Origin of the sequence: Rhizobium sp. RAF56, assembly GCF_052113965.1 — a bacterium.
In the GTDB taxonomy this organism is placed as follows: domain Bacteria; phylum Pseudomonadota; class Alphaproteobacteria; order Rhizobiales; family Rhizobiaceae; genus Rhizobium.
Genome location: NZ_JBFRDU010000015.1, coordinates 1 through 20,756 on the forward strand (window position 1 = coordinate 1; position 20,756 = coordinate 20,756).

General features: G+C 61.3%; 21 protein-coding genes and 1 pseudogene. 12 read left to right on the forward strand and 10 right to left on the reverse strand.

The features are described from left to right. The first annotated feature begins 374 nt into the window (after positions 1 to 374). Complete coding sequence (locus tag AB4048_RS14325) at positions 375 to 1,016, forward strand: glycosyltransferase (protein ID WP_442202634.1); 642 nt, start codon at positions 375 to 377, stop codon at positions 1,014 to 1,016. Positions 1,017 to 1,049: 33 nt separating this feature from the next. Here AB4048_RS14325 and cobM read toward each other — a convergent pair whose 3' ends face one another. Then, the gene (gene cobM, locus AB4048_RS14330) at positions 1,050 to 1,808 is read right to left on the reverse strand and encodes a precorrin-4 C(11)-methyltransferase (RefSeq protein WP_442202635.1); all 759 of its coding nucleotides are present in this window, start codon (positions 1,806 to 1,808) and stop codon (positions 1,050 to 1,052) included. Further along, the gene (gene cbiE / locus AB4048_RS14335; protein WP_442202636.1) at positions 1,805 to 3,073 is read right to left on the reverse strand and encodes a precorrin-6y C5,15-methyltransferase (decarboxylating) subunit CbiE; all 1,269 of its coding nucleotides are present in this window, start codon (positions 3,071 to 3,073) and stop codon (positions 1,805 to 1,807) included. The genes cobM and cbiE overlap by 4 nt, the downstream gene beginning before the upstream one ends. Here cbiE and AB4048_RS14340 point away from each other — a divergent pair. Then, a complete protein-coding gene (locus AB4048_RS14340) occupies positions 3,057 to 3,827 on the forward strand; it encodes a cobalt-precorrin-6A reductase (protein ID WP_442202637.1) in 771 nt (256 codons plus the stop codon). The genes cbiE and AB4048_RS14340 overlap by 17 nt on opposite strands. On the opposite strand, the gene AB4048_RS14345 is transcribed toward AB4048_RS14340, so the two are convergent. The 5 genes from AB4048_RS14345 to cobF form a co-directional block, all read right to left on the reverse strand. Beyond that, positions 3,791 to 4,555 (reverse strand): precorrin-3B C(17)-methyltransferase, encoded by a 765-nt coding sequence (locus AB4048_RS14345; RefSeq protein ID WP_442202638.1) that lies wholly within the window; start codon positions 4,553 to 4,555, stop codon positions 3,791 to 3,793. The genes AB4048_RS14340 and AB4048_RS14345 overlap by 37 nt on opposite strands. After that, positions 4,552 to 5,289 carry a precorrin-2 C(20)-methyltransferase gene (locus AB4048_RS14350; protein WP_442202639.1) on the reverse strand — a complete coding sequence of 246 codons (738 nt, stop codon included), beginning with the start codon at positions 5,287 to 5,289 and terminating at the stop codon, positions 4,552 to 4,554. The genes AB4048_RS14345 and AB4048_RS14350 overlap by 4 nt, the downstream gene beginning before the upstream one ends. Continuing rightward, a complete protein-coding gene (locus AB4048_RS14355) occupies positions 5,286 to 5,918 on the reverse strand; it encodes a precorrin-8X methylmutase (protein WP_442202640.1) in 633 nt (210 codons plus the stop codon). Before AB4048_RS14355 ends, AB4048_RS14350 begins: the two co-directional genes overlap by 4 nt. A gap of 2 nt (positions 5,919 to 5,920) precedes the next feature. Beyond that, positions 5,921 to 7,297, reverse strand: coding sequence for a precorrin-3B synthase (gene cobG / locus AB4048_RS14360; protein ID WP_442202641.1), 1,377 nt, complete (start codon positions 7,295 to 7,297; stop codon positions 5,921 to 5,923). Positions 7,298 to 7,379: 82 nt separating this feature from the next. Beyond that, positions 7,380 to 8,150, reverse strand: coding sequence for a precorrin-6A synthase (deacetylating) (gene cobF / locus AB4048_RS14365; RefSeq protein ID WP_442202642.1), 771 nt, complete (start codon positions 8,148 to 8,150; stop codon positions 7,380 to 7,382). Between the two features lie 199 nt (positions 8,151 to 8,349). On the opposite strand from cobF, the gene repA reads away from it, so the two are divergent. From repA to repC, 3 genes are all read left to right on the forward strand, one after another. Further along, positions 8,350 to 9,549, forward strand: a complete 1,200-nt coding sequence (repA, locus tag AB4048_RS14370; protein WP_442202643.1) for a plasmid partitioning protein RepA — start codon at positions 8,350 to 8,352, stop codon at positions 9,547 to 9,549. Continuing rightward, the gene (repB, locus tag AB4048_RS14375) at positions 9,546 to 10,544 is read left to right on the forward strand and encodes a plasmid partitioning protein RepB (protein ID WP_442202644.1); all 999 of its coding nucleotides are present in this window, start codon (positions 9,546 to 9,548) and stop codon (positions 10,542 to 10,544) included. Before repA ends, repB begins: the two co-directional genes overlap by 4 nt. A 154-nt stretch (positions 10,545 to 10,698) precedes the next feature. After that, a complete protein-coding gene (repC, locus tag AB4048_RS14380) occupies positions 10,699 to 11,913 on the forward strand; it encodes a plasmid replication protein RepC (protein ID WP_442202645.1) in 1,215 nt (404 codons plus the stop codon). 14 nt (positions 11,914 to 11,927) lie between these two features. Here the strand turns inward: repC and AB4048_RS14385 are convergent, their stop codons facing one another. After that, positions 11,928 to 12,758, reverse strand: coding sequence for an AraC family transcriptional regulator (locus AB4048_RS14385; protein WP_442202646.1), 831 nt, complete (start codon positions 12,756 to 12,758; stop codon positions 11,928 to 11,930). A gap of 122 nt (positions 12,759 to 12,880) precedes the next feature. Between AB4048_RS14385 and AB4048_RS14390 the strand changes: the two genes are divergently transcribed. Next, the gene (locus AB4048_RS14390) at positions 12,881 to 14,077 is read left to right on the forward strand and encodes an MFS transporter (protein WP_442202647.1); all 1,197 of its coding nucleotides are present in this window, start codon (positions 12,881 to 12,883) and stop codon (positions 14,075 to 14,077) included. A gap of 151 nt (positions 14,078 to 14,228) precedes the next feature. Further along, positions 14,229 to 14,432 carry a hypothetical protein gene (locus AB4048_RS14395; protein WP_442202769.1) on the forward strand — a complete coding sequence of 68 codons (204 nt, stop codon included), beginning with the start codon at positions 14,229 to 14,231 and terminating at the stop codon, positions 14,430 to 14,432. Between the two features lie 36 nt (positions 14,433 to 14,468). Here AB4048_RS14395 and AB4048_RS14400 read toward each other — a convergent pair. After that, positions 14,469 to 14,591, reverse strand: a pseudogene (locus AB4048_RS14400) (IS30 family transposase); the annotation flags it as partial. Between the two features lie 145 nt (positions 14,592 to 14,736). On the opposite strand from AB4048_RS14400, the gene AB4048_RS14405 reads away from it, so the two are divergent. From AB4048_RS14405 to AB4048_RS14415, 3 genes are all read left to right on the forward strand, one after another. Beyond that, entirely contained in the window at positions 14,737 to 15,726 is a 990-nt protein-coding gene (locus AB4048_RS14405; protein ID WP_442202648.1) for a potassium channel beta subunit family protein, read from the forward strand. 258 nt (positions 15,727 to 15,984) lie between these two features. Continuing rightward, entirely contained in the window at positions 15,985 to 17,115 is a 1,131-nt protein-coding gene (gene menC, locus AB4048_RS14410) for an o-succinylbenzoate synthase (protein ID WP_442202649.1), read from the forward strand. Next, positions 17,112 to 17,810 (forward strand): GNAT family N-acetyltransferase, encoded by a 699-nt coding sequence (locus AB4048_RS14415; protein WP_442202650.1) that lies wholly within the window; start codon positions 17,112 to 17,114, stop codon positions 17,808 to 17,810. The genes menC and AB4048_RS14415 overlap by 4 nt, the downstream gene beginning before the upstream one ends. A gap of 37 nt (positions 17,811 to 17,847) precedes the next feature. Here AB4048_RS14415 and AB4048_RS14420 read toward each other — a convergent pair whose 3' ends face one another. Next, entirely contained in the window at positions 17,848 to 18,501 is a 654-nt protein-coding gene (locus AB4048_RS14420; RefSeq protein ID WP_442202651.1) for a helix-turn-helix domain-containing protein, read from the reverse strand. A gap of 194 nt (positions 18,502 to 18,695) precedes the next feature. On the opposite strand from AB4048_RS14420, the gene AB4048_RS14425 reads away from it, so the two are divergent. After that, positions 18,696 to 19,877 (forward strand): alanine racemase, encoded by a 1,182-nt coding sequence (locus AB4048_RS14425; RefSeq protein WP_442202652.1) that lies wholly within the window; start codon positions 18,696 to 18,698, stop codon positions 19,875 to 19,877. 15 nt (positions 19,878 to 19,892) lie between these two features. Beyond that, entirely contained in the window at positions 19,893 to 20,717 is an 825-nt protein-coding gene (locus AB4048_RS14430) for a creatininase family protein (RefSeq protein ID WP_442202653.1), read from the forward strand. Positions 20,718 to 20,756: the final 39 nt, after the last annotated feature.

A 20,756-nucleotide genomic window follows, 5' to 3' on the forward strand; every position in this document is an offset into this window, starting at 1 on the left:
CCGCGCCAGCCGCCGAAGACGTTCTCCGTCAAAATCTTCACGTAACGAAATCCCTGATCGCATCGTAAACCTCCGGTTTGCGCCAGAGATTCAGATTCACCGCGTTTTGGGAAGGCCAAAGAGTCGAGGTCAGCGAGGCGGCGTATAAGCGATCTCGGACGATCCATAAGGCAGTGAATCGTTCCGCCCGGTGAAAATCCCGGTGCAAAATCTGAGGATAAGTTAGCAGAAACGAAAAACCCCGCCGGAGCGGGGTTTCAAGCTGGTCGGAGTGGAGTGATTCGAACACTCGACCCCCACGTCCGATACGTGGGTGTGAAGCGGTGTCGCCGGAATGGCTTGTGTTCGGGACAGCCTCGTTGGAACGATTGCGGTTGAGTTCGGCGCTGCGAATCGAAGGTGCGACGCGACGGGAGTTTCCGGCGCTCAAATTTCATTCATCCCTGCCTCTATCTGATGGCCTTCGAGCGTGGCTCGACGCGGACATCGAGCGTCCAATTGTGTATGTGTCGTTTGGTTCGGCGGTGGAGATTGATGGAGGTTTTGCCAGAGCAGTTTATGATGGATTGCGATCGCTCGATGTACGTGTGATCTGGAGCCTGCCTGCAAATCAGCAGCCGCTCTTGTCCAAGCTGCCCGTGGATGAAAAAATCCGGTTTGAATCGTTCGTTCCGCAACCCGAAATCCTCGGTATTGCCAAAGTGCGGTGCTTCGTAACCCAAGCGGGTCCCCATGGCGTTCAAGAGGCGCTCTTTGGGGCGACACCGATGTTGTGCATTCCGTTCTTTGCGGACCAAGCCTACAACGCCTCCGTCGTTGAACATTTAGGCGTTGGCAAAAAACTCTGGCGCAGGGATGTCTCAGTCCAATCCGTTTCGAGCTGTATCCGAGATATTCTTGACGGGGAACAATATCAGAGCAAAGCAAAAACCATCAGTGAAGAGCTCCTTTGCAACGAGGGAAGCGCGGCGATTTCCCAACATGTCGGCGAGCTCTTGAAACTGCAATCACGGTAGACCTGCGACCAGTGCCCGCCGCGAACAGAATCACTATTCACGCCCTCTGAAACGGCGTTGATAGGCGGGATCGTAGAGCGAGCTTTCGCGAAAATCGTTTGCCGCCAACGAACGGCCGACGAAGATGAGCGCGGTGCGTTCGATCGGGTCGGCCGCCACCTTCGCTTGGATGTCGGCAAGCGTTCCACGCAGCACGCGCTCGTCGGGCCAGGACGCCTTGACGACGATTGCCACCGGGCAGTCGGCGCCGTAGAGCGGCGTCAACTCGGTAACGACCTGATCAAGGGCGTGGATTGCCAGGTGGATTGCGAGCGTTGCACCCGTCGCCCCGAAATTGGCGAGCGTTTCACCGTTCGGCATGGGCGAAGCGCGGCCGGAGACGCGCGTGAGCACAAGGCTTTGCGCGGCAGCGGGAATTGTGAGCTCGCGCCCAAGGGTGGCGGCCGCTGCCGCGAAGGCCGGAACGCCGGGGGTCAGCGTATAACTAATTCCATGCTTATCCAGCCTGCGGATTTGCTCGGCGACGGCGCTCCAGACCGAGAGGTCACCGGAATGAAGGCGGGCGACATCCTCGCCGGCCGCCGCTGCCTTCAGATATTCGGCTTCGATCTCGTCGAGCGACATCGGCGCGGTATCGACGATGCGGGCTCCCTCAGGGCAGTAGTCGAGAAGCTCCGGCGAGACGATCGAGCCGGCATAAAGGCAGACAGGGCATCTGCCGATCAGGTCCCGCCCGCGCACCGTGATCAGGTCCGCGGCTCCCGGCCCCGCGCCGATGAAATGCACCGTCATTCTCTTTCCTCTCGTCGTTCTGAGGGTTTCACCCAAGACCATTGGGTGACCGGCATGGCAGGGCGCCAGCCGGTCATGGCGCCAACTGGAGCCGCCCGGGCGATGTCAATGCGGATCAGTGATCCGCCGTGCTTGGCATGGGCGGCGATGAGCATTGCCTCCATCTCTGTCGTCACCGCGTTGGCGGCGAGCCGCCCTCCCCTCTTGAGGCTGGCGATGGCCGCGGTCAGCACGCCCTCCTCGCTACCGCCGCCGCCGATGAAGATTGCGTCGGGCGTTGGGAGACCAGCGAGCGCGGCGGGCGCGGTCCCCTCGACGACGATCAATCCCGGCACACCGAAATTCTCCGCATTGCGGCGGATGCGGGCAGCGCGTTCGCCAACCGCTTCGATCGCGATGGCACGCATCGACGGATCGGAGAGCATCCATTCGATGGCGATGGAGCCCGAGCCGGCGCCGATATCCCAGAGCAGTTCGCCGCGGCGGGGGGCGAGCGCGGAGAGCGTGACGGCGCGGATCTCACGCTTGGTAATCTGCCCGTCATGTTCGAATAGACTGTCGTCGAGACCCGTGGCGCAGGGCAGGACGAGAGCCCCCTCCCCTGCCACGACGTCGATAGCGCAGATGTTCAGCGCATTGAGGTTCGACAATGAAAATGTATTTGCAATGCGGTGTGTGACGCGTTCCTCCGGTCCGCCGAGCGCCTCGAGAACGGTTAGTCGCGACTGACCGAAGCCGTTTGCCGTCAGCAGTCGGGCGAGCGCTAAAGGACTTTCGCCGTCGGAGGTAAGCGCAAGGACTCTTCGGCCGTCGTGCAGATACGGACGGATGAGATCTAGCGGCCTTCCATGCAGCGAAATGGTGGCGACATCCTGCAGCGGCCAACCAAGGCGAGAGGAAGCGAGGCTGAAGGAGGACGGCGCCGGCAACACCAGCATTTCCTCCACGGGTATATGCCTTGAAAGCGTTGCTCCGACGCCGAAGAAGAACGGATCCCCCGAGGCAAGCACGACGACCGGGCTGCCACGAAGCGCAAGCACCCTCTCCACCGAGCGCTCGAACGGGCTTTGCCATGCGATCGCCTCGCCGGAAATCAGGGGTGCCGCCAGCGCCAGATGCCGCGCGCCGCCGAAGACGATCGGCGCCTCGGTGATCAGTTGCTTGGCACGATCGCCAAGTCCGGCTGGACCGTCCTCACCTAGACCGATAATAGTAAGCCAGCGTTCGGGCGCGGAGGTTAAATCAGGCATGGGCAAGACCCGCATTTTGATCTTGGGCGGGACGACCGAAGCGCGACTGTTGGGTGCGGCGCTTGCCGCGCGGCCCGATCTCGACGCGACGATTTCCCTTGCCGGGCGTACCGTGGATCCGCTGCCGCAGCCGGTTCCCGTCCGCATAGGCGGCTTCGGTGGCGCCGAGGGGCTCGCCCGTTATCTCCGGGAAAAAGAGATTTCGATACTGATCGACGCGACGCATCCCTTCGCAGCGCAAATGTCCCGCAACGCCGTCGAAGCGGCAGCGGCTTCCGGCCTGCCCGCTTTCACGCTCCGCCGAGCGCCCTGGCAGCCGGTCGAAGGCGATCGCTGGGTGCCGGTCAGCGACGTGCCGGAAGTCGTCTCCGCCCTCGGCCCCGCCCCTCGCCACGTCTTCCTGGCGATTGGCAGGCAGGAAGCGCATCATGTCAACAGAGCGCCAATGCACCACTACCTGGTACGCAGCGTCGATCCGGTCGAGCCCGCTCTCACGGTACCGCACGTTACCTATATCCGCGACCTCGGACCATTTCGGCTGGACGACGAGATAAGGCTGATGCGCCACCATCAGATCGATGCGCTCGTCACCAAAAACAGCGGTGGCAGCGCCACCTATGCGAAAATCGAGGCGGCGCGGCAGCTTGGCGTCGAGGTGATCATGGTCGAACGCGCGCCCGGCGCCGGCCTGCCGGTCACGACGACGGTAGAGGGCGCGCTCAACCATCTCGATCATCTGCTCTCTCCCGCGATGAAGCGCGGCGTGTAGACGAGATCGCTCTTGCCATCGCGCGCGACTATCCGCGTCTCGGCCGAGCCGATGATCACGCAGGTGGCCATGTCGGCGCTGGAGGCCTCGGCACTGGCCAGAGGGGCGACCGTGATCCTTTCGTCGGGCCGACCGGCGGCACGGCCGAAGATGACGGGGGTTTCGCCCGGCAGGTGCTCCCGCAATATGTCTAGGGCCTTGCCGAGTTGCCAGGGCCGCGCCATGCTGATCGGATTGTAGATCGCAATGACAAAACCGGCCTCTGCGACGAGTGAAAGCCTTTTTTCTATTATATTCCAAGGTTTTAGGTTGTCTGAAAGGGAAAGCGCGCAAAAATCATGGCCAAGCGGCGCGCCGATCCTTGCGGCAACGGCGAGCATGGCGGTGATGCCGGGTAGAATAACGAGATCGACGGCGCGCCACGCCGCTGGACCGTGATCGATCGCTTCGCAGACCGCGGCAGCCATGGCAAAGACACCGGGGTCGCCGCCGGAGACAACGCAAACCGAGACGCCTGACGCGGCACGGTCCAGTGCAGCCTTCGCCCTGTCCAACTCCTCGCGATTGTCGGAGGCGAGACGGGTCTGGTCGGGGCGCAGCGCTAGCCGGTCGAGATAAGGACCATAGCCGAAAAATTCGGACGCTTCGACAACGGCGGTGCGGGCCTCGGGCGTCATTTGTTCCGGATTGCCGGGACCCGTGCCGATCACGAAGAGACGTCCGGTCATGGCTTACTCTCCCAGCCGGGCACGAGCACCAGCGAGAAGTAAGGCGCCTCTCCTTCCGGCCGTTCCGAAAGCCGCATCATCGCGCCGTTCGGCATCGTGCCTCGCTCGACATAGACCGCCTCATTAAGACGTCCTGCTGCCTCGAGTGCGCGCCGGATTTTTGGCAAGTTGCGGCCGACTTTCATGATCACGGCCGCCTGCGTGTCGCCGAGGCGGCGGGTGAGTTCACCCTCCGCCATCGTGCCCGGTAGCACGCTGAGTACATCGTCTCCCTGAACGATCGGCAGACCGGCGAGCGACCAGCAGCCGGACATGGCCGTAATTCCGGGAATGACCTCCGCGCCATAGCGGTTGGCCAGCCGCACATGCAGGTGCATGTAGGATCCGTAGAACAGCGGATCGCCTTCGCTGAGCACGGCAACGGTCCGGCCGGCATTGAGGTGTGCCGCAACGGCTGCGGCGGAGGCATCATAGAACGCTGTGATCTCTTGCTTGTAACCGTCCTCGTCCTTGCCGATTTCGGTGGTGACGGGATAGTAGAGCGGCAGAAGCTCAGTCTCGGGCTTCAACAGGTGCTCGACAACCGCGCGGCCGTTGCCTCCCCTGCCCTGCTTGGCAAAAAAGGCGACGATATCGGCGCTCTCGATCGCCTTCACCGCTTTCAGGGTGAGAAGTTCTGGATCGCCGGGACCGGTACCTACACCGATCAGCCGGCCTTTAAAGGTGACGCTCATAGGCCTGGCCTCGCGAGCCCATTGATCGCAGCTGCCGTGATTGCGCTGCCGCCGAGCCGTCCACGAACGATCGCATGAGGCACACCGTAGGAATTTTCCATGAGCGCGTCCTTCGACTCGGCAGCGCCTACGAAGCCAACGGGCATGCCGATGATCGCCGCCGGCTTCGGCGCCCCGTCACGCAGCATTTCGAGCAGATGAAAGAGCGCTGTCGGCGCATTGCCGATCGCGACCACCGCGCCACCCATACGTTCCTTCCAAAGGTGCATGGCAGCAGCTGAACGAGTGTTGCCGATCGCAGCAGCGATCTCCGTTGTGCGCCGGTCGTGCAAAGTGCAAATCACCTCGTTCTGAGCAGGAAGTCGCGCACGCGTAACACCATGGGCGACCATCTCGGCGTCGCACAAGATCGGTGCGCCGCCTGCGAGCGCTGCGCGGGCGGACGATACGAAGTTGGGCGAGAAGACGAAATGCGCCGCGGCTTCGACCAAGCCACAGGCATGCACCATGCGAACGGCGACATCCGCTTCTTCGTCGGTAAAGCGCGAAAGATCGGCTTCACTGCGGATGATCGCAAAAGAGCGCTCGTAGATGGCGTTGCCTTCGCGGATATAATCGTAGTCGGGCATTCCTACCTCTGTCCTAGCGCTGCGCGGATCCTATGCGTGTCCAGCCGTGTAAGGCAGGCGCTTACCGATTCGCCAGCTTCTTTCTCGTCGCGCACGAGGCGTGCGAGGCCCTGTAGCGCGGATTTCAAATCGTCTTCCCGGATGTAAGCGATCGGTTCGGCTGAGGCAGAACCATTTACGACAAGGCCGTAGCCTATTGGCGTACCGACAAGCGCAATCGTCGACGGCGCGGGGTGGGCGCAACCCTTGGCGCAGCCGGAAAGATGCACGGCGTAGGAGCCGTCCAGCACGGCGGGCGTTTCTGCGATGAGCAGAGCTGCGACGTCGCGGGTTCTGTAAAATGCAGAAGCGCACCCCCCTGCCCCGGCGCACACTGCAATGCGATTGGCCGGGTCGCCGGCATCGGCGCTGAGACCGTAGCGCGCGGCAAGTGCCTGAAGCGATGCAACGGACGCGCCATTGAGGCCCAGAATGATCAGGGCATGGTCGTGGGCCGCGCGCATCTCGCTCGCACCGAGTCTTTCGGCGGCAAGAAGAAAGGCGCTCAGATCGGCGGCTTGGATTTGACCGTAGGCAAGGCGCAGCCCAAGGGCGGAGGTAGCACCCAGACGATGGACGCCGATTGGCGTTGTTCGCTGACGCGGTGCAACAGGGGCTGGCGCGACCTCTCGCGGCAAATGCGGGAGACCGGATATGAGGTCACGACCGCGGGCGCGCGGGCCAACGCGAGCAAGCGCCCGCAAGACGTCGTGTATAGCGGCGACGGCTTCGGAAGTTGAGAGAGAGGCGTGAAGCGGGCGGGCGGTCTTCGCAGTGCCGGCAATTGCTAGGCTCCAGCGCCCGTTTCCGGCGTCTTCGGCCGTTAGCCGGATATCTGCTGACAGGTCGTCAAGTCGCAGCGAGCCGAGCCCGTCAACGATAATGGCGAGTTTCGGCGCAAGCGCTAACTGCGGACACATGGCGCTGATGGCCTCGCGCAAAGTCGCCGCGATTTCGAGAGCGTCCGCGTGTTCCTTCGGATCGATACCGGCAAGCGCCGACGTCTCGATCGTGACGCCGGTCTCGACCTCAATCCCGGCATCACCGATATCAGCCGCGAAGGGAGTGAGCGTTTCCTGGCGAAGGCCGCGTATCTGAATATTCCCGCGCGCGGTGATTTCGATCAGGCCATTGCCGTGGCGTGCCGCAGCCGCGGCCAACTCGCGACATTGGGCAACGGTGAGGCCGGGTGTCGCCGGCCGCAAGCGGACGAGCAGCCCGTCGCCGGTCGCCATCGGAGCGGCAAGAGACGGGCAGGCGCCGCGCACCAAAAAGCTTGCGTCAGCGGCGTCGCGCTGTGCTTCCGTCGGTTCCCTCGCCTGCGCCTCGCTGGCACTCATCTGCGTCCTCCATGAGGGACTGTCCTGACATGATCGCGAGCATGGAGCAACCGCTTCGATGGGCTGGGGCGCGGCGACCGGTCTATTCGTCGAAATCCTCGCCCTTGCGCAGCAGATAGATGTCCATGATCCAGCCGTGGCGGGCTCGCGCCTGTTCGCGAGCTTGTAGGATGTTGTCCTTGATGTCGACAAGGCGGCCGGAAATGAGGATTTCGCTGGCCGTCCCGACGTAGGCGCCCCAATAGATATAGGCGTCGGGATCGTCGATCTTGCTGAAGGCCTGCTCGCCGTCGAGCATGACGACAGCGGTCTCGATCGCATCCGGGAAGCACTCCTTGAGCCGGCGTCCTGTGGTGATCTGAACCGGCTTTCCGATCAGGTTGAGTGGAATGCGGTGGCTGGCTGTCAGCGCCTGGACACTGGTGATGCCGGGTATGACCGTATAGTCCAGCGCCGTGCGACCGCGGGATTTGACGCGCTCTATTATTCGCATCGTGCTGTCGTAGAGGCCGGGATCGCCCCAGACCAGAAAGGCCCCGGTCCCGTCTGCAGAAAGGTTCGTTCCAAACAGGAGCTCATACGCTTCGCATAGCTCCGCGTGCCAGTCGTCGACGCTTTGGCCATAGCTTCGGTCGATAACTCTGCGGGCGGGCACGGCATACTCGACGTAGCGCATGTCCGAGCGGGTGACGTAGCGGGCGCAGATTTCGCGGCGGACTTCGGCAAGGTCGCTTTTGGCGTCGCCTTTTGTGGGGATAAAGATCACCTCGGCCTTGTTCATGGCGTTGATCGCCTGGATGGTAAGGTGCTCCGGGTTCCCGCTGCCGATGCCGATAAGGTAGAGATGCGTCACGTCCTGATCCCCGGTTCTAGTGGCTGTTTGCCGAAAGGGCGACGTTTTGGCAAGGTGATTCGACTGAGTTGGCCGCGGCCAACTGCGACACTTAGGCGGCTAAATCACCATTATTGCTGCGAATCCCGAATCGTGGCATCTTCAATACGCTTTTTAGTGATTCATCAGCAAAAAAGCGCATCGAAGAGGAATGAGTGTCTTGGACAGCTTAAGCGTATTTACCACGGATGTCCGAATTGAGCGGCATGCCAATCAGCTGTCGCGTCAGTTGAAGCTTCTGCGCGACAAGCTGTTTTCGCCGTTGTCGCAGAAAATGCTCAGGACCTTTACCTCCGGCGAGGCCGCGCAGATGATTGGCGTCTCGGATGGCTACCTCCGGCAGCTGTCGCTGGACGGCAAGGGGCCGGCTCCGGACGTCGCCGCCAACGGGCGCCGTTCCTACACGCTTGGCCAGATCAACGAATTGCGCCAGCACATGGCCAAGATCAAGCCGAAGGACGCATTGAGCTATCTTCCCTGGCGCCGTCCGGGAGAGAAGCTGCAGACGATCGCCGTCACCAATTTCAAGGGTGGATCGGCCAAGACCACGACGAGCCTCTATCTCGCGCAATATCTGGCACTCAGCGGGTACCGTGTTCTTGCCATCGACCTCGATCCGCAAGCGTCGCTGTCCTCGATGCTCGGCGTCCAGCCGGAGTTCGATCTCGGTGAGGGCGATACGCTCTATGGCGCCATCCGCTATGACGACAGTCGCCGGTCGCTGCGCGATATCATCCGCAAAACCTATTTCGACGGGCTCGATTTGGTACCCGGCAATCTCGAACTTATGGAGTTCGAACACGAAACACCGCGGGCCCTCGGCGATCGCCAACGCGACAACGGCGGACTTTTCTTCAAGCGGGTTGGGATGGCGATCGCGGAGGTGGAGAGCGACTACGACATCGTCGTGATCGACTGCCCGCCGCAGCTCGGTTACCTGACGCTCGGCGCGGTCTGCGCGGCGACAGCGCTGCTGATCACCATTCATCCGCAAATGGTCGACGTGGCGTCGATGTCGCAGTTTTTGCTGATGACCGCCGATCTTCTCTCCGTCGTCCGCAAGGCTGGCGGTGATCTGCAACACGACTTCATCAAGTATGTCGTCACGAGGCATGAGCCGTTCGACGCCCCGCAGTCGCAGATCGTGGCGCTGCTGCGCAGTCTTTTCGGGGACGACGTGCTGACGGCGACAATCCTCAAATCCACCGCTATTGCCGATGCAGGTCTGACGAAGCAGACGCTTTATGAAATCGAGCGCGGGCAGGTGCGCCGCTCGACCTACGATCGGGCATTGGAATCGGTCAACGCGGCCAACGGCGAGGTGTTGGCCGGAGTTCACAAAGCGTGGGGACGCCTATGAGCAGACGCGACCGGCTAAAGGGACTATTCGACGACACCGCACAAGAGTTGGCCGCGGCCAACTTCGAGGAAGCGGCCACACGAGGACCGGCAGGCCCGGTGCGTTCTATGGCGCTGACCCTCGGCCGCATGGAGGAAGAAAGCCGCGCTATGCAGGAAGCGCTGCTATCCGGAGAGCGCGTCGTGGAACTCGATCCCGATCTGGTGGACGTTTCCTTCATTCGCGACCGCCTAGCCGGCATGCCGGCCGATCTGGACGACGAACTCGTGCGGTCGATTGCGGAAAACGGCCAAGAAGTGCCGATCCTCGTGCGCGCCCATCCAACGCTCAAGGATCGTTATCAGGTTGCCTATGGCCATCGCCGGCTGCAGGCAGCCAAGCTGCTCCAGCGCAAGGTTCTGGCGATTGTCCGCCGTCTCGATGATGCGGATGTCGTCATTGCCCAGGGCGTCGAGAATTCGGCGCGGCGCAATCTTTCCTACATCGAGCGCGCACTCTTTGCCTTCAATCTGGAGGCTGGTGGTTTCGAGCGCCCGGTGATCATGAGGGCGCTCTCGACGGACAAGACGGAGCTCTCCAAGCTGATATCGGTGGCCAAAACCGTGCCGGCCGATGTCGTGAACGGTGTGGGTGCCGCGCCGGGGATCGGTCGGCGCAAATGGATGGCACTTGCGGAAGCAATGACCGGGAACGCGCTCGCAAGGCTCAAGAGCCTGCTTTCGGCTGCGAATTTCCGGGAGGCGGAGTCCGACACACGCTTTGAAATGATTGTCTCCGAGCTTGCCCGCAAGCCGGAAAAATCCGCATCCAGCGAATATGAATGGGCTCCGAAATCGGGGGACCGCATTCGCGGCAAGATAAAGTCGGCCGGTCAATCCTTTACGCTCGCCCTGAAGACTGCGGATGCGCCAGCCTTCGGCGATTTTATCTCGCGTCGTCTCGATGAGCTTTATGAAGCCTATCGATCCGAAAAACAGAACCAAGCAGGAGAATAGACCGCAAAAGAAAAAAGCCTCCGAACGTTGCCGTCGCGGAAGCCTTTCTCATATCTGGACAATCTGAGATTCGCATTTCCGGGAATCACTGTCAAGCATCATTGGCACCGTTTTGGGTGGATGGATTTCTTTTGCCTTTGAAAAGGTGAAAGACATGCAGCCTGGAAGTATAACGACGCCCTTTGGGCGGCGGTCGATGACGCTTGGCATGCTGGCAATCCAGCTCGATGCCAGCGAAATCGAGCCGAACAAGACCGTTGATAAATGGAAGCTGTTTCGCGCGCTCTGCGAAGCGCGAGGGCCGATCGGCGTATCCGACCGCGCGCTTGCGGTTCTGAACGCGCTGCTCAGCTTCTATCCCAAGAACGAGATCTCCGAAGAGAACGGCACGGTGGTTTTTCCGTCGAACGTGCAGCTCTCCATTCGCACGCATGGCATGGCCGGAACGACACTCAGGCGCCATCTGGCAGCACTTGTCGATGCCGGACTGATCATCCGCAAGGACAGTCCGAACGGCAAGCGTTACGCCCGCAAGGGCGGGGGAGGGGAGATCAACGAGGCCTACGGCTTCAGCCTGGCACCGTTGCTCGCAAGATCGCTGGAGATCGAGCGGCTGGCAGGTGAGGTGGCCGCTGAACGACTGCTGCTGAAGAGCCTCAAGGAGCGCCTTTCCATCTGCCGGCGCGACATTGTCAAACTGATCGAAACGGCTATGGAGGAAGGTTTGGCCGGGGACTGGGTAGACATGCAGTTGCAGCTGCGTGCGATTTCGATGAGCCTGCCGCGTACGCCACAAGCTGACGATCTGCGCGAAACGCTGACAGGGCTTGAAGCATTCCGCCAACAGGTCACCAAGATTCTGGAATCCAAGATAAAAGCAGAAAAAAAGAGCGCCAATGACGACCAAAATGGGCGTCACATACAGAATTCAAACCCACACCCTTCATATGAACTTGAACCGGCTTCTGAAAAGAAGCAGGGCGAAAAGTTGGAGGAAAAACCGCAAACCTCCGTCGGGCCGCCAAAGTCTTTCCCGCTATCCATGGTGCTGCATGCGTGTCCGGAAGTCGCGATGTACGGTCCGGGGGGCGCGATCTCGAGTTGGCGCGATCTAATGGCCGCGGCGGTGGTGATCAGATCGATGTTGGGGGTCAGTCCGAGCGCCTATGAGCGGGCGAGTGAGGTCATGGGGCCGGAAAATGCCGCGACGGTAATGGCGTGCATCCTCGAAAGGGCGGGGCACATCAATTCGGCCGGCGGATATCTGCGCGATCTGACACGAAAAGCGGAGCAAGGGGATTTCTCGCTCGGGCCGATGCTGATGGCGTTGATGCGCACAAATGCGGCGCCGTCGAAGCGGGCGGGGTAGGGGAGTTGGCGAAGCTAACCGCGATCGAAGGACCATCGGTTGACCATGTAGCTGCGGGGCGAGGCGCCGAGCATGCGTCGAAACATGGTGGTGAAGGCTGCCACGCTTTCATAGCCTGCTTCCAGGGCAACCTCGGTGACCGGCAGACCATCGGCCAATTGCGGCAGGCAGGCAAAGACACTCGCCTGTTGCCGCCAAGTGCTGAAACTGATGCCGGTCTCCTTGCGGAACAGGCGGGTGAAGGTCCGCCGGCTCATGGAGAGTTTGTCTGCGCAATCGTCGAGCCGAAGATTGGGGGCAGGCCGCGCCATGTAGTCGCGGCAAAGTGCTGCAAGCCGGCGATCGGCGGGGAAGGGGAGGCCCAGCGGCCGCTCCTCAAGCGCGGAGACTTCCTCGACAAGGAGCGCGAAGACCAGATCTGCCTTGCGCCTCTCGTCCGAGAGCTCCTGCAAGCGAATGGCCTCCAAAAGAAGGCTGCGGGCGAGCTCGCTGACTTGGAGCACGCGCGGGCCGTCAGGCTCGACACCATCGTCCGGCGGCGTGACATAAACGGATTTCATGCTGACATCGCTTAGCATTTCGACGCTATGCGGAATGCCACGGGGAATGTGTAGCGCGTGACCCGGCGGGATCATCCATCGGCCGCGATCAGTGGCGACGAGCACCACCCCGGAAAATACGCAGAGGAATTGCGCACGGCGGTGACTGTGGCGGGGAACGGTGTAGCCCTGGGGTTGCGCCGCACTATGAACCACCACGTCGGCATTCGAGCCTTCCATCCAGCGGATGGTGCGCTCGTGATCATCGTGAAGCCGCGCGAGCAATTGCCGGGTGAGCTTTTCCATTTTTGGCCCAATCGCGAAAGAATTGGACCACAACACAAAAGAAGGTCAGCGACAAGCCATGTAAAAAGGGCACCGAATGACGCGAGCGCCGAAAAGCCGGCGGCGCAGGAGGAAAAGACTTCATGACCCAGGTATTTTCGGGCACTTCCGCCCGGTTTGAAAAGACGACGATATCGATCGTTCTCGCTGTAAGCTTCTGCCACATGCTGAACGACATCATGCAGTCGCTCCTTGCCTCGCTCTATCCGCTCTTCAAGGCAAATTACAATCTCGACTTCGTGCAGATCGGCCTCTTGACGATGACTTTCCAGGTCACAGCCTCGCTGCTGCAGCCGGTGGTCGGGCTGGTGACGGACCGCTGGGCGATGCCCTATTCGCTGCCGGTCGGCATGACGAGTACGTTTTGCGGGCTCATCCTGCTCGGCAATGCCGGAAGCTTCCCGCTGCTGCTTTTGGCGGCAAGCATGATCGGCTTCGGGTCCGCGGTCTTTCATCCGGAGTCCTCACGCGTGGCGCGGCTTGCCTCCGGCGGCCGTCATGGCCTGGCGCAGTCGCTGTTTCAGCTCGGCGGCAATGCAGGCAGCGCGCTCGGACCGCTTCTCGCCGCCTTCATCGTCCTGCCGCTCGGGCAGCATAGCGTTGCCTGGTTTTCTGGCGTCGCCATGCTCGGCATCGTGGTTCTGAGCTGGGTTGGCAACTGGTATATCGGCCATCGCCGGAAAAATGCCAGCCGACCGCCGGTGAGCCGCGAACTGCCGCTGTCGCGGAACCGGGTGATCTGGGCCCTCCTCATCCTCGTGCTGCTGACGGCGACGAAGAACGTCTACATGTCGAGTATATCCAGCTATTTCACCTTTTACGTCATCGAGAAGTTTCACCTGGGCGTTCGCGACGCGCAGCTCATGCTGTTTCTCTTCCTTGGATCCGTCGCGGTCGGCACGGTGGCCGGGGGACCGATCGGTGACCGCTTCGGCGCCCGCTTCGTGATCTGGTTCTCCATCCTCGGGTGTATCCCGTTTGCGCTGCTCCTGCCGTATGCGACCCTGTTCTGGACGGCGATCCTCACGGTTATCATCGGTCTGATCCTGGCCTCGGCCTTTCCCGCGATCGTCGTGTTTGCGCAGGAGCTTCTGCCGGGCCGGGTAGGCCTCGTCGCCGGCGTGTTCTTCGGCTTCGCCTTCGGTGCAGGTGGCCTGGGTGCTGCCCTCCTCGGCAACTTTGCCGACACGCATGGCATCGCTTTCGTCTACCAGGTTTGCTCGTACCTGCCGCTGCTTGGCCTCTTTACCATCTTCCTGCCGCAGTTACATCGCCGGTGAAGCCGGGAGGCAAGTATGGTTAACGAACCAGTAACGGAAACAAATCGCCATATGATTTCCATATGGCGATTTTGCCTTACGAAAACACTGAGCTGAATCGCTGGGACTGTGCAGGCGAAAGTGGTCGGTGAGGGTAAGTGGGGCAGATTTGGTGGAACTGTCGATTGGTTGGGCAACGTCGCTGGACGCAGCCGAGCCGAGCGGCTCCGCCGACCGTAGTGAGCAGCCGCTCCTCCTTCGCGGAGGCCGGAATCAGCTTCTGCAGAAGGCGCTCGGCATGCACCTAGCACAGCGCATGATCGCCGACGCGGAACCGGCCGGCGTCGTCGGAAACGATCACTGTGCTGCCCCGTGAGTTCATGGCGAACCGCGACTTGCGGGCTTCGAGAGGCTAACCGGTGCGCCTGATCTGCGCGAGGAGTTTCTGGCGGAAGACTTCGGCCGTTGTTTTGTAGCCGAGGCATTTGCGCGATGTGGCGTTCAATCTGTCGCATATCTCGACCAGATCACGGTCACTGACCGACAATGGATTGACCAATCTAAAAAGCTAGTTGGCAGAAGTGCAAACCTCGAAAGCCTCTCCGAAACGACTGAGCGATTGTCTTTGCATGGGCTACGGGCCTATGTTGCCCCCTCCCTTGTCCGTTAGGAAATGTGCCATGGAATATCGTCGTCTTGGAAAATCCGGCCTGCAGGTCAGTGAGTTCTCGTTCGGATCGTGGGTTACCTTCGGCAGGCAGGTCGAAGGCAGTGATGCTGTCAGTCTCATGGCGCATGCCTATGACAACGGCATAAATTTCTTCGACAATGCCGAGGGCTATGAAAGCGGGAAATCGGAAGTCGTCATGGGTGAGGCCCTGAAGACCCTTGGGTGGAGCCGAGACAGCTTCATCGTTTCCAGCAAGGTGTTTTGGGGTGGCCAGAAACCGACACAAAGAGGCCTGTCGCGCAAGCATGTTACCGATGCAGCTCACGCGGCGCTGAAGCGCCTGCAGGTGGATTATCTCGATCTCTATTTCTGCCACCGGCCCGACATCGATACGCCGATCGAGGAAACGGTCCGCGCCATGCACGACCTCGTCGCCCAAGGCAAAATCCTCTATTGGGGCACGTCGGAATGGTCCGCGCAGCAACTGACCGAAGCCTACGCCGTGGCCCGCGATATGCGTATTACGCCTCCGACGATGGAGCAGCCGCAATACAACCTCTTTGAACGCCAGAAGGTTGAGGGCGATTATCTGCCGCTCTACAGTCTGCTGGGCCTGGGCACCACGATCTGGTCGCCGCTGGCGTCGGGCGTGCTGACTGGCAAGTACAACAAGGGCGTGCCTGATGACAGCCGCATGAACTTGCCGGGTTACGAATGGCTGAAGGAGAAATGGACGAGCGACGCGGGCCGTGCCCAGCTTGCCAAGGTGGCGGAATTGGCTGGACTTGCCGACGAAATCGGCATTTCGATCACCCACCTCGCTCTGCTCTGGTGCCTCTCCAACCGCCACGTGTCGACGGTAATTCTCGGCGCGTCGCGCAAGAGCCAATTGGAAGACAACCTTGCGGCCTTGGCTTACAAGGACAGGCTGACGCCCAAAGTGCTCACCCGTATCGACGCCATTGTTGGAAACAAGCCGGCTGCTCCGCAACGGTTCTGACGGCGGGTTTTAGCCAAAGCGCATCTCGTTTTTTGAGACTATGGATTCTGAGGCCGGTGCGGTCCTTCCTTTGACGAAGGAAACGGCGCACCGGCTTTCGGATGTTGCGGCATTTCGTGGGCGCAAGGTCGTCATCGACGAACCTCGGCGCGTAAATCGAAAAAAACGCTGGGCGCTTCCCGCAAAAAACGCATTTGATCTCGCCAAGCGCATTCGCCGCTGTCACATACAGTCAAATTCGCCCTTGGAGTAACCGTTATGACCGCCCCGATTTTTCCTGGCCTGTTGATTGAGCATGCTGAGCTGCGCCTGATCCGGTTGCCTCTGCTCACGCCCTTCGTGATCTCGACCGGCACGATGACCGAAAAGGTTATCCCCATATTGACCCTTCGCGCTGAAGGGCTCGAGGGTTATGCGGAAGGCGTGATGGATCCGCTGCCGGACTATCTGGAGGAGACTATCTCCGGCTCGCTGGCCTTCCTGCGCGAAGCGGTTCTTCCGCAACTCATCGGCAAGCGGTTCAGCAATCCAGCCGAGCTTGGTGCGGTTCTCGATCCGTGGCGGGGCCATAAAATGAGCAAGGCAATGGTCGAGATGGCGCTATGGGACCTTTGGGCCAAGGCGTTGAACATACCGCTGCGCGCCGCGCTCGGCGGGGTGCGCGATGCCGTGGATGTTGGCGTGAGCCTTGGCATAGCGGATATTCCGACAACGATCGATCGCGTCGAAGCCGCGCTTCAGTCGGGATATCGGCGCATCAAGCTGAAGATCAAACGTGGCCACGATCTGGCCATGCTGAAAGCCGTGCGGGATCGTTTTCCCGACGCCAAACTGACGGTCGATGCAAACACCGACTATAGGCTCTCGGACCTTCCGCTTCTCAAGGCGATGGACGATTTCTCGCTTGATTATATCGAGCAACCCCTGGCTTTTGACGATATCGTCGACCACGTGAAGGTGCAGGAAAAGCTCGTCACCGCGATTTGCCTGGACGAAAGCATCCGTTCGGCGGTCGATGCCCGCAAAGCCTTGGTCGCTGGCGCCGGGCGTGTCATCAACATCAAGGTCGGCCGAGTCGGCGGGCATACCGCGTCGCGTGCAATTCACGACGTTTGTGCGGCGTTTGACGTGCCCGTTTGGTGTGGTGGAATGCTGGAAGCGGGCATCGGTCGTGCACACAATATTCACCTATCGACCTTGCCGAACTTTACCAAGCCGGGTGACACGTCTTCCGCCAGCCGTTATTTCGCGCGCGACATCGTCAATGAGGCTCTTGAGGCCGTGGACGGTCGCATGGCCGTGCCCAGCAATGGCCCGGGGATTGGGGTAACTCTCGATCTCGCATTCCTCGATACCCTTACCGACCTCCGCGAGGAGTTCGCTGCATGAACATCGTGATCCGTGAAGTCGAAACGGTCGATGAGCTAAAGCGGGCCGAGAGCTTGCAAAGGCTGGTCTGGGGCGAGGACGATCCTCCCGACAACTCGGACCTGATGCTTGCGATACAGCATGAGGGCGGCCTGGTGGCGGGCGCCTTTGCCGAAGAGAAAATGATCGGCTTTCTCTTTGGGTTTCCGAGCGCCACCAGAGGCGTTCAGCATTCGCACCGGCTGGCCGTGCTGTCCGAGGCGAGGGGCCTGAAGCTGGGGGAGCAACTCAAATGGTTTCAGCGGGACTGGTGCCTCGCCAGGGACATCACTTTGGTGCGTTGGACCTATGATCCGATCCGCGCCATCAACGCCGGCTTGAATATCGCCAACTTGGGCGCGACATCGTCTGTCTACCATGTCGACTACTACGGCCCCATGGTCGGCATTAACGCCGGCCTGCCTTCAGACCGCATCGTCGCCGACTGGCGGCTCGACGACCCCCTTGTTGCCGCGCGCGCGCAAGGTGAACCGCCGGCTCTGCCGCCGGGACAACGGCTCCATATCCCGCGCGACATCGAGCAGCTCTTGTCCACGGACCCGCAAGCAGCGCTCTCGGCCAGATTGGAGCTTCGAGAGGCTCTGCTCCAGGCATTCAACGATGGTCAGCGGATCATTGGCTTCGATCGCAAGGAAGCAGCCTACTTGATCGGTTGAGCCAGCCAGCGTCCGCATCGATCAATTTCATTGCAGCTTACGGCTGACCATCCTCGGCGAGCATCTTTGCCATCACCGAATCCAGTTCCGATTCCGGCGAGGAACAGATGCAAAGGATCTCCGCTTCCGCCTCGCCGCTGTTTAAGTAAGCGTGTCCCATGCGGGCGTCGAAATAAATGGAAGAACCGGCGGGCATCGGAAGCGGTTTGTAGAATTCGCTGCAGAAGAGCACGTCGCCTTTGATGATGTAGACGAATTCTTCACCCGAGTGGCTGACGAAATCGCCGAACTCATCCATCGAGCGTGCGCGCACGGTTGCGGTGATAGGGATCATCTTCTTCGACGAGAGATCGGCGCAAAGATAGCGGTAGTCGTAGTTGGGCGTCGGAATGCTTGCACCGACCCGAGGCGGATTGAAGGAGCGCCATCCCTTGCCGCGCTGGTGGGTCTCCTGCGTGAAAAGCTCGGAGATATCGGCGCCGAGGCCGTTCGCCAGCTGCAGGAGCTTGTCATAGGTTAGGGAAAGCTGATGGTTTTCCACCTTTGAGAGCGTCGAGATGGAAATGCCCGTCAGCTTGCTCACGGCCACCAGCGTCAGGCCGCGACGGTTGCGCAGGCCGCGCAAGCAGTCTCCAAGGAGTGACGACCTCTCCTGCTCGGTATCCGCTGGCGACCCGATATCGTTGCGCATTCATTCCCACCCTTCCATAGCCAGGCGCCTTGGCCGTCGGCTTCTATCTATAACCCGACGCATAAGTTTCGCGAATGTGTACCTGAATTTTTCTTATACGAAAATCTGTTGGCATATGATCTCATCTATGCCATCAAGCTGCAGGCTTAGCGCAAGCAAAGTCAGATCCCTGAATAAACCCGCCGAGCAGCCCCGTGACCACGCCAAGCTTTCCAAATCTAGCCGACGACGGCGCGCTGGCCCTGGGTCTGGAGCGCCCCGCGCCGGCGGATCTGCCGACGCCGTTCGTGGAAATCGACGAGGCGCGGCTCGACCGCAATATGAAGGACATGCAAGCGCGAGCGTCCGCTGCGGGCGTCCGCCTGTTTCCTCACATAAAGACCCACAAGAGCGTGGCGCTTGCTGAAAAGCAGCTCGCTTTCGGTGCTGCGGGCGTCACCGCATCCAAGCCGTCGGAGGCCCTTGTCTTCGTCGAACGCGGCGTGCCATCGCTCGTCCTCGCCTATCCGATCGTTCGAGCCGACGCCCTCGGTCGGCTGCTTTCTGCCGTGAAGACGCGCTCGACAAAGTTGCGCCTGATCGCGGCGAGCTTGCCCGGCGTCGATGCGCTGTCGGAAGCTGCCGTCTCCCACGGAATGACGCTCGGCGTTTTCCTCAAGGTGGATGTCGGCCTTGGGCGGGTCGGGGTGAAACCTGACGACGCGGAAGCGCTCGATGTTGCGCGGCGGATTGCCGGTGCATCCGGTCTGAGCTTTGCCGGCCTCCTATCTCACGCGGGCCATTCCTATGGCGCGAAGGGCGCCGAGGCGCTGGATGCCATCGCGCGGCGCGAAGCGGAAGTGCACTTGACGCTGGCCGATACCCTGAGAGGGGAGGGCATCGCCGTTCCATGCATCTCGGTCGGCGCCACCCCCACATGCCTCGGCGCGCCGCTGCCTGAAGGGGTGATGGAGATCCGCCCCGGCAACTATGCTCTACTCGATGCAACGGCACTTCGCCTTGGCATCTGCACGCCAGACCAGTTGGCGCTATCGGTCGTCGCTCGCGTGGTTGCCACAAACGGTGATCGCTTCATTGTCGATGCCGGTTCGAAGACGCTGACCTCGGATCTCGGGGCGCATGGCACCGGTGGCTCCGGTTTCGGCATCGTCACGGCCGCCGACGAGACTTGCGATCGGACGTGGATGGTAGAGCGGCTGTCGGAAGAGCACGGTTTTGTGCGCGGCGACGGCGCCATGCCCGCGATCGGCAGCCGAGTTCGTATTTTCCCCAATCATGCATGCCCGGTCATGGCGCAGTTCGACAGTGTCACGTTGCGGCGAGCCGACGGACGCTCAGTGAAGCTGAACGTCGACGCGAGGGGATGCCAAACTTAGTCGAAGGATGGAACGATGACGATCGAAGTCGAATGGGCGCGTTTGACGGCGCCGGAGTTGCGAGAGATCGCCGGTAGGCCGGGCGCCATGGCGGTGCTGCCGATCGGGTCGCTGGAGCAGCATGGACCACACCTGCCTGTGATCACCGATACGGCTAGCGCATCGGCTGCAGCAGTCCGTGCGGCGCGCGAGATCGCGGGCGACATTCCCGTCGCTGTCCTTCCGGGACTGTGGCTCGGCATGAGCGAACACCATCTGCCGTTCGGCGGAACGATCACGCTCGACTACGATACGCTGAGCCGCGTCCTGCGCTGCATCGCCCGCTCGCTGAAGGCACTGGGTTTTGCCCGGCTCTTCATCGTTAACGGTCACGGCGGCAACATCGATCCGCTGGCGGTCGCTGCCCGCGAGCTCGCGGTAGAGTTCGACATGCCGATCGTCGCCACGCTGCCGTGGGGACTGGCGCCGCAGGAAACGGCCGCGATCTTCGAAACCGATTCCGGCGCGCATCACGCCTGCGAGGGCGAGGCCTCGGTGATGCTCGCAGTAGCTCCCGAAACGGTGCGCAGCGATAAATTTGCGGAAGCCTTTGCCAACCAGGAGCATCCGGTGGATGTGCCGGACGGCGCCTCGCGCTTCTATTCCTTCTCCGAGCGGGCTCCCGTCTCCGGCACTTGGGGAGATCCACGCAGCGCAACCGCCGCGAAAGGCGAGCGCTTCCTGAATTTGCAGGCGCGCGAATTGGTCAAGCTGATGCGATCCGACGTGCTTTGGACCAGGCCAGACCCGGTCTGGGCGGCAGGTCGCGGACAGGGAACGACCGAAGGCCGACTGAAGTAAAAGATCCCGCGGCCGCATCCCGTGTTGGCCGCGGTAGAA

Coding starts and splice junctions, on each gene's coding strand:
- cobM (WP_442202635.1), bottom strand. CDS start 1,808: ATGACGGTGCATTTCATCGGCGCGGGGCCGGGAGCCGCGGACCTGATC.
- AB4048_RS14340 (WP_442202637.1), top strand. CDS start 3,057: ATGGGCAAGACCCGCATTTTGATCTTGGGCGGGACGACCGAAGCGCGA.
- cbiE (WP_442202636.1), bottom strand. CDS start 3,073: ATGCGGGTCTTGCCCATGCCTGATTTAACCTCCGCGCCCGAACGCTGG.
- AB4048_RS14345 (WP_442202638.1), bottom strand. CDS start 4,555: ATGACCGGACGTCTCTTCGTGATCGGCACGGGTCCCGGCAATCCGGAA.
- AB4048_RS14350 (WP_442202639.1), bottom strand. CDS start 5,289: ATGAGCGTCACCTTTAAAGGCCGGCTGATCGGTGTAGGTACCGGTCCC.
- AB4048_RS14355 (WP_442202640.1), bottom strand. CDS start 5,918: ATGCCCGACTACGATTATATCCGCGAAGGCAACGCCATCTACGAGCGC.
- cobG (WP_442202641.1), bottom strand. CDS start 7,297: ATGAGTGCCAGCGAGGCGCAGGCGAGGGAACCGACGGAAGCACAGCGC.
- repB (WP_442202644.1), top strand. CDS start 9,546: ATGAGCAGACGCGACCGGCTAAAGGGACTATTCGACGACACCGCACAA.
- repC (WP_442202645.1), top strand. CDS start 10,699: ATGCAGCCTGGAAGTATAACGACGCCCTTTGGGCGGCGGTCGATGACG.
- AB4048_RS14385 (WP_442202646.1), bottom strand. CDS start 12,758: ATGGAAAAGCTCACCCGGCAATTGCTCGCGCGGCTTCACGATGATCAC.
- AB4048_RS14390 (WP_442202647.1), top strand. CDS start 12,881: ATGACCCAGGTATTTTCGGGCACTTCCGCCCGGTTTGAAAAGACGACG.
- AB4048_RS14405 (WP_442202648.1), top strand. CDS start 14,737: ATGGAATATCGTCGTCTTGGAAAATCCGGCCTGCAGGTCAGTGAGTTC.
- menC (WP_442202649.1), top strand. CDS start 15,985: ATGACCGCCCCGATTTTTCCTGGCCTGTTGATTGAGCATGCTGAGCTG.
- AB4048_RS14415 (WP_442202650.1), top strand. CDS start 17,112: ATGAACATCGTGATCCGTGAAGTCGAAACGGTCGATGAGCTAAAGCGG.
- AB4048_RS14420 (WP_442202651.1), bottom strand. CDS start 18,501: ATGCGCAACGATATCGGGTCGCCAGCGGATACCGAGCAGGAGAGGTCG.
- AB4048_RS14430 (WP_442202653.1), top strand. CDS start 19,893: ATGACGATCGAAGTCGAATGGGCGCGTTTGACGGCGCCGGAGTTGCGA.